Here is a 15,087-nt window from a genome sequence, read left to right on the forward strand (position 1 = left end):
CCGCAGCGATCACACGTTCAGCAGCAGATGTTCGCGTTCCCACGGGCTGATGACCTGAAGGAATTCTTTATATTCGTTGCGCTTGACGGATTCGTAGACGGCAGCGAAATCCTCGCCCAGAACGTCGCGCATCTTGTCGCTTTCCGCCATCAGGTCGAGCGCGTCGCCCAGCGTCAGCGGCAATTCATCCTCGCCGATATAGGCGTCGCCGATGCATTCGGGGCGCGGATCGTTGCCCTCGCGCAGACCCAGAAGACCGCAGGCGAGCGAGGCCGCGATGCCCAGATAGGGGTTGCAATCCATCCCGGCCAGCCGGTTCTCCACCCGCCGCGCATCCGGGCCGGAGATCGGCACCCGCAGCCCCGTGGTGCGGTTGTCGCGGCCCCATTCCAGATTGATCGGCGCGGCAAAATCCGGGACATAGCGGCGGTAAGAGTTCACATAGGGCGCCAGCAGCGCAATGGCGGCAGGCAGATGCTTCTGCATCCCGGCGATGAAATGCAGGAAGGCCGGTGCTTCGCGTCCCTTGTCGTCCGAGAAGATGTTCTTGCCGGTTTCGATATCCACGACCGAGTGATGGATATGCATGGCCGAGCCGGGTTCGCCCTCGATCGGTTTGGCCATGAAGGTGGCGTAGCAATCGTGACGCAGCGCCGCCTCGCGGATCAGGCGTTTGAAGAAGAAAATCTCATCGGCCAGCTTCACCGGATCGCCGTGGGCAAGGTTGATCTCGATCTGACCTGCGCCGCCTTCCTGAAGGATGCCGTCGATTTCGAACCCTTGCGCCTCGGCGAAATCATAGATGTCGTCGATTACCTTGCCGTACTCATCGACGGCTGACAGCGAATAGGCCTGTTTTGCCGCCGCGCGCCGTCCGGTGCGGCCCATTGGCGGGATTACGGGCTGGTTCGGGTCGGTGTTCCGGGCGACGAGGAAGAACTCCATCTCCGGTGCGACAATGGGTCGCCAGCCATGCTCCCTGAACAGCCCGACGACGCGTTTCAGCACATTGCGCGGCGCGACCGGCACCGGCAGACCTTGCTGGTCATAGACGTCGTGGATGACCTGAAGCGTGAAATCCGCGGTCCAGGGTGCGGCGGTCGCGGTCGAGTAATCCGGCGCAAGGATCATATCCGGTTCAGTAAACGCGCCGGAGGGGTTGTCGGCCCATTCCCCGGTAATGGTTTGCAGGAAGATCGAATTCGGCAGGTAGAATTTTTCCTGCCGGGCGAATTTTGAGGCGGGCATGGCCTTGCCGCGCGCCACCCCGGCGATATCCGCCACGATACATTCGATTTCATCCAGCCGGCGCCCGGCCACATAGTCCTGCGCTGCCTGCGAGGTTTTCTCCAGCCAGTCGGCTGTCATGAATCACCTTGTTGGTTCTGTTTCTGGTCGGTGAGGGCGGTCACGCCGCCCCCTGCTGATCGGCTGCGTTGTCGCGGAAAAACGCCTCGATCCGGTCGGCGAGGATCTTGCTGTCGCGCTTGCCGCCAAGGCTGGCGCGGGCCTTGTCCTGCAACGCCTCCGGCACCACGCCCCGTGCGCGTGTGTCCAGCAGCCCCTCAACGACCGTATCGCTGAACTCCGGATGCGCCTGCACGGTGAAGGCGCGGCCGGGATAGATCAGGGCGGCGTTTTCGCAGAAGCCGCTGCGGCCCGCGACCTCGGCTGTCGGCGGGCGCTCTGTGACCTGATCCTGATGCCAGGCGTTCAGGGTCAGGGTTTCGTCGCCGAACTGATATTGCTGCGCGCCGATGGACCAGCCGCCGGGGAATTTCTCGACCTTCCCGCCAAGCGCCTGCGCGATGATCTGGTGGCCGAAACAGATACCGACTGTCGGCACGGCGGCGTCATAGGCGGCACGGATAAATTCCTCCAGCGGGGGAATCCAGTCATGCGGCTCATAGGCTCCGTGGCGCGATCCGGTGATCAGCCAGCCATCGGCGTTGTGGACGGAATCGGGAAACTCCATCCCTTCGACATAATAGTTGCGGAAAGCAAAGCCGCGCCCGTCCAGCAACTTCACGAACATATCGGGATAATCGCCGATCTTTTGTGTCAGATCTTCGGGCGACCGGCCGGTTTGCAGAATACCGATTTGCATATTTTTCCGCCAAATTCTGTTTCGCGCAGGTTAGGCGAGGCACGAAGTCGTTGCAATCCGTATCGGTTTCGCGCCAGATACGCGGCAACATGAAAAGTGATACGAACAATACGCCCGTTATCGAGATCCGCGAACTGCACAAATCCTATGGGCAGCTCGAGGTGCTCAAAGGTGTCTCCCTCAGCGCGGAGCGCGGCCATGTTGTCAGCCTGATCGGATCGTCCGGCTCAGGCAAATCGACGATGTTGCGTTGCTGTAACCTGTTGGAAAACAGTCAGAAAGGCGAAATCCTGTTCGCCGGGGAGCCGGTGGAGTGGAAAGGGCAGGGCGGCGGTCGCATTCCCGCAAATCGCGCCCAGGTCACGCGGATGCGGACACAGCTTGCGATGGTGTTCCAGCAGTTCAACCTGTGGGCGCATATGACGATTCTCCAGAACGTCATGGAGGCGCCGGTGACCGTGCTTGGCCAGAACAAGGCCGAGGTCGAGCCGCGCGCCCGTGCGCTTCTGGACAAGGTCGGGATCGGGTCCAAGGCGGATGCGTGGCCCGCACAGCTTTCCGGCGGCCAGCAACAGCGCGCCGCCATTGCCCGCGCATTGTGCATGGAGCCGCGGGCATTGCTGTTCGATGAACCGACAAGCGCGCTTGACCCCGAACTCCAGCAGGAGGTGGTGAAGGTCATCAAGGATCTCGCCGCCGAGCATCGCACCATGATTCTCGTGACCCATGACATGCGGCTTGCTGCCGATGTCAGCGATCACGTCGTGTTCCTGCATCAGGGACGGATCGAAGAAGAAGGTCCGCCCGATCAGGTTTTCGGCGCGCCGAAGACAGACCGGCTGCGCCAGTTCCTCAGCGCCACGATGGCGAACTGACTACCAACAGGAGAAGACTATGAAGAAATTCATCCTCGGCACCGCAGCACTGGCTTTCACAGCCGGTCTTGCAAGCGCGGCCCCGGTGCGGATCGCCTCCGAAGGCGCGTACCCTCCCTATAACCTCGTGAACGAAGCAGGAGATCTTGACGGTTTCGACATCGCGGTCGGCAACGAGGTCTGCAAACGGGCCGAACTGGAATGCGTCTGGGTCAAGAATGACTGGGATTCGATCATCCCGAACCTCGTCTCCGGCAACTATGATGCCATTCTGGCCGCGATGAGCGTGACCGCAGAGCGTAAGGAGTCCATCGACTTCTCCGACGCCTATCTGCCGCCCGCCCCGTCCTCCTATATCGCGCTTGGCGAAGATGCCGATCTGTCGGGTGTCGTGGCGGCGCAGACCAGCACCGTGCAGGCGACCTATGTGACCGAAAGCGGCGCGACGCTGCTGGAATTCGCCACCATCGACGAAGTCGCCTCCGCCGTGCGCAATGGCGAATCCGACGCCGGTTTCGGCGATCATGAGGTGGTGCGTCCCTTTGTCGACGGCAGCGACGACCTGATGTTCGTCGGCGATCAGGTGTTCCTCGACGAGGGCATCGGCATCGGCCTGCGCCAGTCGGATACCGAGCTGAAAGAGAAGCTGAACACGGCCCTCGCCTCCATGAAAGAGGACGGCTCGCTCAACGATCTGATCGTTGAATGGTTCGGCGAAGAAGCCCTGATCTTCGGTGCCGACGGCAAGGGCGTTCCGGCGTCCGAGGCTGCGGAATAAGGACCATGCCCCGCCGCCTTTCCGGGTGGCGGGGCGCTTACCCGGATGTTCGAATATTGCGCCGATCCCGGCTCGCTTGAAGGGCTGAAATGGCTGTCGTGCTATCTGACGACAGGCACCCATATGCAGTTCTATGCCAGTTTTGGCACGGTGCTGTTCCTGCTTGTCGTAACCGCGCCAATCGCGTTGCTGTTCGGTTTCGGCGGTGCGCTCGCCGCGCGCTCTCAGGTCGCGCCGCTGCGCTGGTTCGGTAAAATCTACACCTCGATGGTGCGTGGTGTGCCGGACATTATCTTCTTCATGTTCGTGCCGATCGCGCTCGATCAGCTATTCGAATATCTGCGCTCACGCGTCTATTGCGACACATCGGTCCCGGTCAGGCAGGGCAATGAGTTTATCGTCTGCGCTGATGCCAAGCTGCCGCTCGCGGCCAGCCCGGAATGGGTGCATGACGCTTATGGCATGTTTCTGGCCATCCTCGCCTTTTCGGTCGTGTTCGGTGCCTTCGCCGCGAATGTGCTTTACGGTGCCATGAATGCCGTGCCGCGCGCGCAGCTTGAAACCGCCGAGGCGTATGGCATGAACCAGCGGCAGGTGAACCGCCGTGTGCTGATCCCGCAAATGTGGTCCTATGCGGTGCCGGGGCTGAGCAATCTGTGGATGATCCTGATAAAGGCGACGCCGCTTCTGTTCCTGCTGGGGGTGGAGGATATCGTCTATTGGGCGCGGGAGCTCGGGGCCTCCAAGACCGGGTCTTACGCTTATCCGCACCCCGATTGGCGGCTCTATTATTTCCTCGGCATTCTGGTGTTCTACCTGTTCATGACATGGGTGTCCGAACGCGTCCTGCGCAGGCTGACCCGGCGGCTTTCGATCGGGCAGTCGACAATGGCGGGTGAAGCGCTGCGAAAGGCGGACGCATGAGCTGCGGTCAGACAATCCTCGATTTCGGCCTGCGCTCCATCGGCATCGGCGAAAGGCTGCTGCCGCGCACGGATTTCGACCTGTGCACCCAGTTCACGCTGATCGGGTCCGGGATGCTGTGGAACCTGTATTTCGGGTTCTTCGCGCTGCTGTTCGGGTTCTTCCTCGCCAATGCGCTGGCGGTCGCAAAAGCCGCCGGGCCGGTCTGGCTGCGCAAACCGGCGGAGTGGTTTATCTTCGTCTTCCGCGGCAGTCCGCTGTTCATCCAGTTCTTCCTCGCCTATCAGCTTTTCGTGCTGCTGCCGAGTGCGGGGATCGAGGTGTTGGGCATCACCATCGCCACAAGCTGGCTGACCAAGGCCTGGGCGGGTGCGCTGATCGTGCTGGTGCTGAACACGGCCGCCTATTCCGCCGAAATTTTCTACGGCGCACTGCAATCGGTCCCGAAGGGCGATCTGGAAGCCGCCGATGCCTATGGTCTGACCGGCTGGAAGAAATTCCGCCGTGTCGTCTGGCCGACCATGCTGAGACTGGGCTGGCCCGCCTATACCAATGAGGCGATTTTCCTGTTCCATGCCACAACGCTGGTCTTCTTCTCCAGCTTCCCGGCTTTCGCGCAGAAGGGCGACACGCTCTATTACGCCAGCTATTTTGCCGACAAGACCTTCAATCCCTTCGTTGCCTATCCGATTGCTGCGGGCTATTTCATCCTGCTGACGCTGCTGCTGATTTCGCTGTTCGGTCTGGTCAACCAAAGACTGAACCGGCATCTTCCCGGATCGGCGCGGCGTATTCGCTACAGGCCCCAACTGATCAGGTGAATTTTGAGCTGGCTTGCCGAACATCCCGAGGTGCGGACCATCCGTGTCGCCGCCGCCGATCTGAATGGCGTGGCGCGCGGCAAGCGTGTTCCGGCGCGCTTCGCCCAGAAATTGCTGACCGAGGGGACGAAATTTCCCTATTCCGTTCTCAATATGGACATTTGGGGCGAGGATATTGAGGACAGCCCGCTGGTCTTCGAAACCGGCGATCCCGATGCGCTGCTGCTGCCGACGGAACGCGGCTTCATGCCGATGCCGTGGCTGGGTTCGCCCTCGGCGCTGCTGCCGATCTGGATGTTCCACCCCGATGGCAGGCCCTATGACGGCGATCCCCGTCAGGCGCTGGCCCGGATCGTGGACCGCTACAAGGCCGCAGGTCTGACCCCGGTGGTCGCGACGGAGCTTGAGTTTTTCGTCATCGACGATTCCGGCAAGACGCTGCGCGTGCCCGCCAGCCCGCGCTCCGGCAAGCGCCGCACCGGGGCGGAGACGCTGTCGCTGCGCGCGCTCGACGCGTTCGATCAGTTCTTCACCCGGCTTTACGACGCCTGCGAGGCAATGGATATTCCCGCAGATACCGCGATCTCCGAAGCAGCACTCGGCCAGTTCGAGATCAATATGATGCATCAGCCCGATCCACTGAAAGCGGCGGACGATGCCTGGCTGTTCAAGATGGCGACCAAGGGTGTGGCGCGGGAATTCGGCTTCGCGGCCAGCTTCATGGCGAAACCCTATGATGTCTGGTCGGGGTCGGGGATGCATGTGCATTTCTCGGTCCTGGATACCGAGGGCAACAATATCTTCGACGATGGCGGCCCGAAGGGGGCCGATACGATGCGCCATGCGGTCGGTGGCCTGCTGCGCGCCATGCCCGGCTCCACCCTGCTGTTTGCGCCGCATGAAAACAGCTATGACCGGCTGGTCCCGAACGCCCACGCCCCGACCGGCATCGGCTGGGCCTATGAAAACCGCACGGCGGCGATCCGCATCCCCGCCTCCGGCCCGAAGGCGCGCCGGATCGAACATCGCGTCGCGGGTGGTGACGTGAACCCTTACCTGACCATTGCCGCCATCCTCGGCGCGGCGCTGAACGGCATCGAAGACCGGCTGGACCCGCCCCCGCCATTCGAGGGCAACGCCTATGACAAAGGCCTCGAACAGCTTCCCGGCACATGGTCCGACGCGATCGAGGCATTTGCCGGATGCAGCGAAATGAAGCGCATCTTCCCGCAGCATCTGATCGACAACCTGCTGATGACCAAACGGCAGGAGCTGCATTACATGGCAGAGCTGAGCGACGAAGAAACGGTTGAGCTGTATCTGGATACGGTTTGAACCGTTCCCACTTTCTGCGCGACTTACGGCCTCGCTGATATGAAAAATGCCGGCCCCGAAGGCCGGCATTTCGCGTTTTTATCGCGCATGGTGCTGCGGATTATTCCGCTGCTGCTGCGCGGGCTTCTTCCAGCCAGCCGTCGAAGGTGGCCCGGTTGGCTTCGATCCAGGCATCGGCGTGGCGCTCGATATCGGCTTCGGAGTCCTGGCCTTCCTGCATCAGCAGGTTCTCGGCGCTGATGTCGTTCGAGGACAGTTCCATGATCGAGAACAGCTTGGCCGCAGCCGGGTTTGCCTCTGCCCATTCGCGGTTGGCGATGATGTGCTGGGTGTTGGCCTGGAAGCCGTAATTCTTGCCGTTGGGCAGGGTGGTGTCGACATCCGCGCGCTCACCCGGCAGCGAGGAGAACGGCACTTCCAGCCAGACCACATCCTCACCCGGGACCAGCACGCCTGACACCCAGTAAGGCGTCCAGGTGTAGTAGAACACCGGCTCGCCATTCTTGTAGCGGGTAATGGTGTCGGCGATGATGGCCGAGTAGGAGCCCTGATTATGGGTCACGGTGTCGCGCAGCTCGAACGCGTCAAGCTGATGCTCGATCACCTGCTCGCAGCCCCAGCCCGGCGTGCAGCCGGTCAGATCGGCGGTGCCGTCGCCGTTATTGTCGAACAGCTTGGCGATTTCGGGGTCTTTCATCTGCTCGATATTGGTGATGGCGTATTCATCGGCGGTCGCCTTGTCGATCAGATAGCCCTGCAAGGCGCCGGGCGAATAGGTGCCTTCGCGGTAGATTTTTTCGTCCCCGCCGGCTTGTTCATAGAAATCGGTGTGCAGCGGGTTCCAGTGATCGGCGAGGAAGGTGCCGTCGCCATTGGCGATGGCGATGTGGGCTGCGGCGTATTCCAGCTCTTTGATGTCCTCGACCTCGTAGCCCAGTTCCTCAAGGGCCTTCATGACCAGAAGCGTCTGGAAGGTTTCTTCCGCAATCGAGGATTTCAGCGGGGTGACGGTCACGCCTTCGCCGGGCATGTCCTGGGCGAGGGCTGCGCCGCCTGCGGCAAGGCCGATACCGGCAGCCGTCAGGGCCGCGATGCTGGTGCGTGTCAGTTTGGCGAACATGAATTTTCCTTCCGTTGGAACTCTTCGGTTATCGTCGGCGCGTTTTGCGCCGTTCGGGTGAAAGCTGATTGTTCGGGCTATTCGGCGGCGCTGGTCTGCTGCGCGTCGCCTCGTGAGCCACGGTCAAGAAGACGCCGGACCAACCCGACAGGGCCGCGTTCGTTCCATGCGACATTGCCGCGATCGCGGCTGGAAACGCCCATGGATTGCGTCATGCGGTCGATGATGATGGCAAGCAGCACGATGCCGAGCCCGCCAACCGTGGCCAGCCCCATATCCAGCCGGCCAATGCCGCGCAGCACCATCTGGCCCAGACCGCCAACCGCGATCATCGAGGCGATGACCACCATCGACAGTGCCAGCATCAGCGTCTGGTTCACGCCCGCCATGATCGTGGGCATGGCCACGGGAAGCTGCACCTTGCGCAGCATCTGCTTGTCGGACGCGCCGAAGCTTTTCGCGGCTTCGATCAGATCGCCGGGCACCTGCCGGATGCCGAGATTGGTCAGCCGGATCAGCGGCGGCAGGGCGAAGATGATCGTCACCACCACGCCCGGCACATTGCCGATGCCGAACAGCATGACGATGGGCACCAGATAGACAAAGGCCGGCGTCGTCTGCATCGCATCAAGGATCGGCCGCATGATCGTCGCCGCCCGGTCGTTGCGGGCGAGCCAGATCCCCGTCGGCAGCCCGATCAGGATGCAGAAGAACACCGAGGTGAAGACCAGTGCCAGCGTCACCATCGTTTCATCCCATGCGCCGATCAGCCCGATGAAGATGAAGGACAGCACCGCCCCGATCCCCAGACGCGGGCCGGAGGTCTGCCAGGCCAGAAGCCCGATCAGCGCCACCATGATCAGCGCAGGCACGCCCAGCAACGCGGCCTCGATCGTGCTGAGAACGCCGTCCACGGGCCAGCGGATCGCCTGAAACACGGGCCGGAAATTGGTGACGACGAAATCGAGCGCGCTTTCCACCCAATCTTCAATCGGGATAACCGCGTGGTCGAACGGGTCCATGATGTCGAAGCTGCTTTCCTGCGCCTCTCCGACGCCGGAGACCCAATCCGGCGTATCGCTTTGGGCCGCATTGTCGGATGTGGTGGCGCCCCAGGGATTGTCTGCGGCTGCGTCATCGCCGGAGGAGGCGCCTGCGGGTGCCTCCCCCGGGGCCTCGTCCGTTGTGACGCTTGCGCTGCCCCACGGATCGGCGGCGTCGCTGTCCGCCTGTGCGAGGATGATAACGTCGCCTGAGATTGCATCACTCATCTTCATTATCCCTTTCCAGAGCGCCCAGCAGCACAGCGCGCGAGACGACGCCGAGATAGCGCCCCTTCTCATCGACCACGGGAAGCCCGCAGGGCGCTGCATTGACGGTGCCGATGACATCCCCGATCCGCGCATCGGCGGGCAGGGGTTCGATTTCAGGCAGGAAGGCCCGCGAGAGCTGCGGGTCGGGCGATTTCATTTCACGTTCCAGCGTTTTTGCTGAAACGATGCCTTTGAATTTCTGCGAATTATCGACGACATAGGCGAAATTCCGGTCGGCGGCGGCGATGCGTTCACGCGCGGCATGGACCTTGCCCATGCCATCCAGCACCGTGACCTGTTTTTTCTGCGCAATATCACCGACGGAGATCACCCCGGTGATGTCGACGCCACGGAAGAAGGAGCGGACATAGTCATTCGCCGGGTTGTTCAGGATTTCGTCGGGACGCCCGACCTGCACGACCTTGCCGCCTTCCATGATCGCGATCCGGTCGCCGATGCGCATCGCCTCGTCCAGATCATGCGAAATGAAGATGATCGTGCGCTTTTCCTTCTCCTGCAACTCCAGCAACTCATCCTGCATCTCGGTCCGGATCAGCGGATCGAGCGCGGAGAACGCCTCGTCCATCAGCAGGATCGAGGGATCGTTCGCAAGCGCACGCGCCAGACCGACACGCTGCTGCATCCCGCCCGAAAGCTCGTTGGGATAGCTTTTCGGATGCTGGCCCAGCCCGACCTGTTCAAGCGCGGCCATCGCACGTTTCTCACGCTCGGCCAGCGGAACGCCTGACAGTTCCAGCCCGAACGCCGCGTTTTGCAGCACGGTCATGTGCGGCATCAGCGCGAAGGACTGGAACACCATCGAGATATGCTTGCGCCGGAATTCGTTCAGCTCCCGGTCATTCATCTTGGCGATGTCCTGCCCCTTGACCACAATCGCCCCGGAGGATGGATCGATGAGGCGGTTCAACATGCGCACAAGCGTCGATTTCCCGGAACCCGACAGGCCCATGACGACGAAAATCTCGCCTTCGCGAACCTCGAAACTGGCGTCGCAGACACCAATCGTCATCCCCGTCCGCTCAAAAACCTGATCTTTCTCCAACCCTTCCCGATAAAGCCCGATGGCTTTTTCCGGCTCGTCCCCGAAGACTTTGAAGAGTCGTTCTACGGATAGCGCAGCGTCTGCGTCCAAAACCGTGCCTTTCGCTTACTGGTCTGATTAGGTGACTTGAGAACAAGTCGATACAGCGGCAGAACTGCCAGCTACTCCCGCAAAACGGGGCATCAGACATGATGAATTTTTGTTTCGGGTAGAACCTGCAACAAACAGCCCTGAATTGCAAACAATCGGGGGAAATTTCTTGGTTACCGCGCGGCGCGTCATCGTCTGGTCGGGAAAAAGGCCCAGTTTGCGGTATAAGTGAATGCAGGCAATCCCTTGCGCTTTGCGCATGGGGGGAATGTCTGTGCCGCCCGTGTGAGGTGGTGAAGATCGGGCCAGATCGCATCCATCGCGTTCGGGGTGGCAGATATTCGTGACCGGCCGCCGCTGCAGCGTTTACTCGATAAAGCCGCCGGATTTCAGCTGTTTGACGATGGCATCGGCGGCAACGGATGCACCTTCCGCATTGAAATGCGAATCGGCGGCGTAGAAGCGTTTTGGTCTTGGCTGGTCGTTGAAAACATCAGTCAGGTCGATAATTTCGATGCTTTGCTGGTTGGCGGCTTCATATACCATCCGGCGCAGCGGCTCCTGAACGAACTGGTGCGGGAACAATCCGCCGAAACGGTCATGGGAGGGGATATAGACCAGAACCAGATCGCCGCCCCACTGTCCGGTGATCTCCCGCGCGCGCGCCAGCAACACCGGATAGTCGGGGTTCGGGTCGACGTCCTTGGGGTAGTGCAGCCCAAGAACCAGAGCGGTATTCTGCAACGCGAAGAAATTTCGCAATTCGCTCCGGCGGGTGAGATATTCTTTCGTCGTTGCGGCGTTTCCCTGCCACCAGCTTTCAAGCACGGGTTTTGTTCTTTCGTGCTGCGCATCGCTCCATTCAGGGGCGCCGAAATCGGTGTCGGGGTCGAAGACCTGCTGAAGAAAGGCCAGATCCGGTTCCCCCTCCAGATTATCCCAATCATTGCCCTCGAAAAAAGCCAGCAGCGTCACCTTGGGCTGGAACACGGGGCCAAAACGCCCCAGCACGGCGAGTTCAAAGACCGGGCCAGCGCCGCGGCTGGCGGTGTTGATCAAAGCCGGTCGCTGCGCGCGGATCTGACTGGCCAGATCGTCGCCATCGCGCAGGCACAGCCCTTCCGCGAAGGAGTCGCCCAGCACCATGATCTCAGCCGGTGCCGCATAGGCTTCGGGCGGGTTGCGAAAACCGTAGCGATCCGCCTGATAGGTCACAGGCTCGCCCTCATCGCTGCACAGCAGGACTGGCTGATCGGGCACGGCGGACAGGACCGCCTGATCCAGCTTTTCGATGCCGCTGAAGCTGTTCAGGGACTTTATCGTATAGGCGGGCGGCAGGTTATTTTGATAGGGCGCATCGCTTTCATCTTCATCCAGAACGCCGACAACGCCGATCTGTTTGGGCAGCAGGCGCAGGGTCATATAGGCCTCAAACGCGAACAGGCCGAACAGAACCGCGCAAGAGGTGATGCCGATCATCAGCGACGTCTCTCGGTCGCGCAGCCGGGCCGCCAGAAGCAGCGCCAGTGCGATCAGCAACGGCCCGATCACATAGCGAAGCAGCCGTGGCAGGTCCGAGGCATAGGCGTCAGCGTTCAGCAGGGCGTAGGAGGTGACGGCAAGGAAATACATGGCCGGAAGCAGGCACAGGATGAATGCCGCAACCCCGATCCTGCTGCGAACTGACGGCGGGGCCTTGGGCGCGTCAGCCGCTTCGGACGCGCGGTTCGATCCCTCCCCGCCCTCAGTCGAGTTCGTATTTGGTTTCATAATTTTCTTTCAGGGCGGGGTCCTGATCTTCCTTGCGCAGCAGGCAATTGCCCACGGCCAGCACATCGATATCCGTGCCCATGAAACAGCGGAATGCGTCGGTCGGGGTGCAGACAATCGGCTCGCCACGGACGTTGAAGGAGGTGTTCACCACCAGCGGGCAGCCGGTCAGCTCCTTGAAGCGGGAAATCAGCGCATGATAGCGGGGGTTGGTGTCGTGATGGACGGTCTGGACGCGGGCCGAATAGTCGACATGCGTGACCGCCGGAATCTCGGAGCGTTTGATGTTCAGCTTGTCGATGCCGAACAGCGCCTGCTCCTCGGCGGTCATCTCGCGGCGGATGGATTTCTGCACATCGGCGACGAGCAGCATATAGGGGCTGTCGCTGTCCAACTCGAACCAGTCGGCGACATCCTCGCGCAGGACGGAGGGGGCGAAGGGGCGGAAGCTCTCCCGGTATTTGACCTTGAGATTCAAAATCTTCTGCATGGTTTCGGATCGCGGATCGCCGAGGATGGAGCGGTTGCCCAGGGCGCGCGGCCCGAATTCCATGCGGCCCTGAAACCAGCCGACGGCCTTGCCGTCCGCGAGTGCGTGCGCCGTCTGCTCCGTGATCTCCGCCGCGCTCAACTCGGTGAAGCTGGCACCGGCGGCGCGCAATTCGCGGGCGATCGCCTCGTCGCTGAAGGACGGGCCGAGATAGGCACCGCTCATCGCGTCGCGCTGCTGCGGGATGGTGCGGGGCTGGCCGAGTTCCTGATGCCACGCCGCCAGCGCCGCGCCGACCGCCCCGCCCGCATCCCCAGCAGCGGGCTGAATCCACAGGTTTTCGAAAGCGCCGTCGCGCAGGATTTTGCCGTTGGCAACGCAGTTCAGCGCCACCCCGCCCGCCATGCACAGCGCCGGAATGTCATATTCCTGCGCCAGCGCCCGCGTCATCCGCAACACGATTTCTTCGGTGACGGCCTGAATGGAGGCCGCGACATCCATGTGGAACTGTGTGAGCTGATCGGTATCGGGGCGACGGACGGGCTGGCCCAGCAACTCCTCCATCGCCTTGCTGGTCATGGTCAGGCCGGAGACATAGTTGAAATAGGTCTGGTTCAGCCGGAAAGAGCCGTCGTCGCGCAGATCGACCACATGTTCGAGCAGGCGATCCTTGAACACCGGCTGCCCGTAAGGCGCGAGTCCCATCACCTTGTATTCGCCCGAATTCACCCGGAACCCGGTGTAGTAGGTCAGTGCCGAATAGAGCAGGCCGAGGGAGTGGGGGAAATGAAGTTCCTTGACAATCTGAAGATCATTTCCGCGCCCAATCCCGACCGTTGTTGTCGCCCATTCCCCGACGCCGTCAATCGTCAGGATAATCGCTTCGTCAAACGGCGATGGATAAAAGGCGCTGGCCGCGTGGCTGATATGATGCTCGGTAAAAAGCAATTTCTCGGCGGGGAATTTATGTCCGAATTCGGATAACTGCCGAATGAGTAAATCTTTCAGAAATAATTTCTCCCGCAGCCAGACCGGCATTGCCATTGAAAAGGATCGCAGCCCCTTCGGGACGGTTGCCAGATAGCTTTCCAGAAGCCGCTCAAATTTCAGAAATGGCTTGTCGTAAAACACGACATGATCGACCTGATCGAGCGTGATATTTTCCTCGGACAGAACATAGCGGATTGCCTGTGCGGGAAATCCGGGATCATGTTTGCGGCGGGAAAACCGCTCCTCCTGCGCGGCGGCGACGAGAGCGCCGTCACGCAAAAGCGCGGCTGCACTGTCGTGATACAGGGCCGACAAGCCGAGGATATAGGTCATGGCGTCAGAACAGGGTGTAAATGAATGGTGCCACAGCGGAACCCTGGCTGAGGACGATCAACCCGCCAAATAGCGCCAGAACGATCAGGATCGGCAATAACCAGAATTTCTTCCGCTCTCTCAAAAAACTGCGTAACTCAGCAATAAAAGACACTAAATTCTCCTTCCTGGGGCGTCGTGTTCAAAATTGCCTTTCCATGCTTCCGGGTGGTTCCTTGCGTTCAATCCAATAGGATGTCTGGTCAGGGTCGAGCCGTGTCGACAGCAGGTCCTTGCCCATAATCCGAAGCAATACCCCGATGGGCAGGAAGGCCAGAAAATACACCAGCGCCATGACGATGGGCGCGACGATGGCGCCAAGCAGCAGGCCGAACCTGAACCACAGCCGGTTAAGCGGACGCAGCAAATGCGGCGCGACCAGTGTTACAGCCAGCAGCAAGGCTGCCATCAAGAGAAGCCATATCCGCGGCCCGTTTCCGGACATCACCGGCCACAGGGCAATAATGGTCATTATGCTGCAGAAAACGAACCCGAAATTTCTTTCGGACCCCATTTTGACGTCAACATTTTGTTGTCGGTCATTCATGGCAAACCCAAAATGGATCAAGCGACGATAGTAACAAGATGCAGCTTATTTTCAAGCTTTGGGGTAGCCGCATTCCGGTTTCCGACCTGTTTATTTGAACAGGGTCATTCGTCAATTTCACGTCATAATTGTCTTGTCTTTATCGCAGCTTCGCTAAGGCTGCGCTGAGCGATGGCGGCTTTATCCCGGGGCGTCGAGGCCGGGACCTCGTACTGCGATTCGGACCTCCGGTTTTTCGATTCTGTCAAGGCTTTGATCTTGATGTCTCTTCTTTCGGGCGGGACCTGGGCGAATTTCGTGCCGAACGGCCGCTTCGGGCGGTCGCGTTAATCCTTCCTCAATCTTGTTCCCGTATAAGCCCGGATGCCGTGAGATTCCTGGGTTTCGAAAAATGGATACAAAGAAATTTGTACGATTTATCAAATACATCTTTACGATGTGCAAAAACTATAAATACAATTAGAGGTATATGACTGCCAGGGTCACGGAAAA

At 60.5% G+C, this 15,087-nt stretch carries 14 protein-coding genes; 5 read left to right on the forward strand and 9 right to left on the reverse strand.

Going from position 1 to position 15,087, the window contains the following annotated elements; translation table 11 throughout:
- Positions 1 to 9 precede the first annotated feature (9 nt).
- Positions 10 to 1,368 carry a glutamine synthetase family protein gene (locus PAF12_RS03375; protein ID WP_271108600.1) on the reverse strand — a complete coding sequence of 453 codons (1,359 nt, stop codon included), beginning with the start codon at positions 1,366 to 1,368 and terminating at the stop codon, positions 10 to 12.
- A 40-nt stretch (positions 1,369 to 1,408) separates the two neighbouring features.
- Entirely contained in the window at positions 1,409 to 2,107 is a 699-nt protein-coding gene (locus PAF12_RS03380) for a type 1 glutamine amidotransferase (RefSeq protein ID WP_271108601.1), read from the reverse strand.
- 89 nt (positions 2,108 to 2,196) lie between these two features.
- On the opposite strand from PAF12_RS03380, the gene PAF12_RS03385 reads away from it, so the two are divergent.
- Genes PAF12_RS03385 through PAF12_RS03405 form a run of 5 tightly spaced genes read left to right on the forward strand, consistent with a single transcriptional unit; the run spans position 2,197 to position 6,840 of the window.
- Entirely contained in the window at positions 2,197 to 2,982 is a 786-nt protein-coding gene (locus PAF12_RS03385; protein WP_271108602.1) for an ABC transporter ATP-binding protein, read from the forward strand.
- A 19-nt stretch (positions 2,983 to 3,001) separates the two neighbouring features.
- Positions 3,002 to 3,760: a transporter substrate-binding domain-containing protein gene (locus PAF12_RS03390; RefSeq protein ID WP_271108603.1), complete on the forward strand. Its 759-nt coding sequence runs from the start codon at positions 3,002 to 3,004 to the stop codon at positions 3,758 to 3,760.
- A 45-nt stretch (positions 3,761 to 3,805) separates the two neighbouring features.
- A complete protein-coding gene (locus PAF12_RS03395) occupies positions 3,806 to 4,684 on the forward strand; it encodes an ABC transporter permease (protein ID WP_271108604.1) in 879 nt (292 codons plus the stop codon).
- Positions 4,681 to 5,505 (forward strand): ABC transporter permease subunit, encoded by an 825-nt coding sequence (locus PAF12_RS03400; RefSeq protein WP_271108605.1) that lies wholly within the window; start codon positions 4,681 to 4,683, stop codon positions 5,503 to 5,505. Before PAF12_RS03395 ends, PAF12_RS03400 begins: the two co-directional genes overlap by 4 nt.
- The gene (locus PAF12_RS03405) at positions 5,506 to 6,840 is read left to right on the forward strand and encodes a glutamine synthetase family protein (protein ID WP_271109641.1); all 1,335 of its coding nucleotides are present in this window, start codon (positions 5,506 to 5,508) and stop codon (positions 6,838 to 6,840) included.
- A 100-nt stretch (positions 6,841 to 6,940) separates the two neighbouring features.
- On the opposite strand, the gene proX is transcribed toward PAF12_RS03405, so the two are convergent.
- The 7 genes from proX to PAF12_RS03440 all read right to left on the reverse strand — a co-directional run bounded on the left by proX (position 6,941) and on the right by PAF12_RS03440 (position 14,616).
- On the reverse strand, positions 6,941 to 7,960 hold the full coding sequence (gene proX / locus PAF12_RS03410) for a glycine betaine/L-proline ABC transporter substrate-binding protein ProX (RefSeq protein WP_271108606.1): 1,020 nt from the start codon (positions 7,958 to 7,960) through the stop codon (positions 6,941 to 6,943).
- 77 nt (positions 7,961 to 8,037) lie between these two features.
- The gene (proW, locus tag PAF12_RS03415) at positions 8,038 to 9,231 is read right to left on the reverse strand and encodes a glycine betaine/L-proline ABC transporter permease ProW (protein ID WP_271108607.1); all 1,194 of its coding nucleotides are present in this window, start codon (positions 9,229 to 9,231) and stop codon (positions 8,038 to 8,040) included.
- Complete coding sequence (proV, locus tag PAF12_RS03420; protein WP_271108608.1) at positions 9,224 to 10,426, reverse strand: glycine betaine/L-proline ABC transporter ATP-binding protein ProV; 1,203 nt, start codon at positions 10,424 to 10,426, stop codon at positions 9,224 to 9,226. The genes proW and proV overlap by 8 nt, the downstream gene beginning before the upstream one ends.
- 366 nt (positions 10,427 to 10,792) lie before the next feature.
- Entirely contained in the window at positions 10,793 to 12,196 is a 1,404-nt protein-coding gene (locus PAF12_RS03425) for a hypothetical protein (RefSeq protein ID WP_271108609.1), read from the reverse strand.
- Positions 12,171 to 14,009 (reverse strand): carbamoyltransferase, encoded by a 1,839-nt coding sequence (locus PAF12_RS03430; protein ID WP_271108610.1) that lies wholly within the window; start codon positions 14,007 to 14,009, stop codon positions 12,171 to 12,173. Before PAF12_RS03430 ends, PAF12_RS03425 begins: the two co-directional genes overlap by 26 nt.
- Positions 14,010 to 14,013: 4 nt before the next feature.
- Positions 14,014 to 14,163, reverse strand: a complete 150-nt coding sequence (locus tag PAF12_RS03435; RefSeq protein ID WP_271108611.1) for a DUF5989 family protein — start codon at positions 14,161 to 14,163, stop codon at positions 14,014 to 14,016.
- Between the two features lie 27 nt (positions 14,164 to 14,190).
- On the reverse strand, positions 14,191 to 14,616 hold the full coding sequence (locus tag PAF12_RS03440) for an SxtJ family membrane protein (protein WP_271108612.1): 426 nt from the start codon (positions 14,614 to 14,616) through the stop codon (positions 14,191 to 14,193).
- Positions 14,617 to 15,087 lie beyond the last annotated feature (471 nt).

The organism is Paracoccus sp. SCSIO 75233 (assembly GCF_027912675.1).
Taxonomy (GTDB): Bacteria; Pseudomonadota; Alphaproteobacteria; order Rhodobacterales; family Rhodobacteraceae; genus Paracoccus.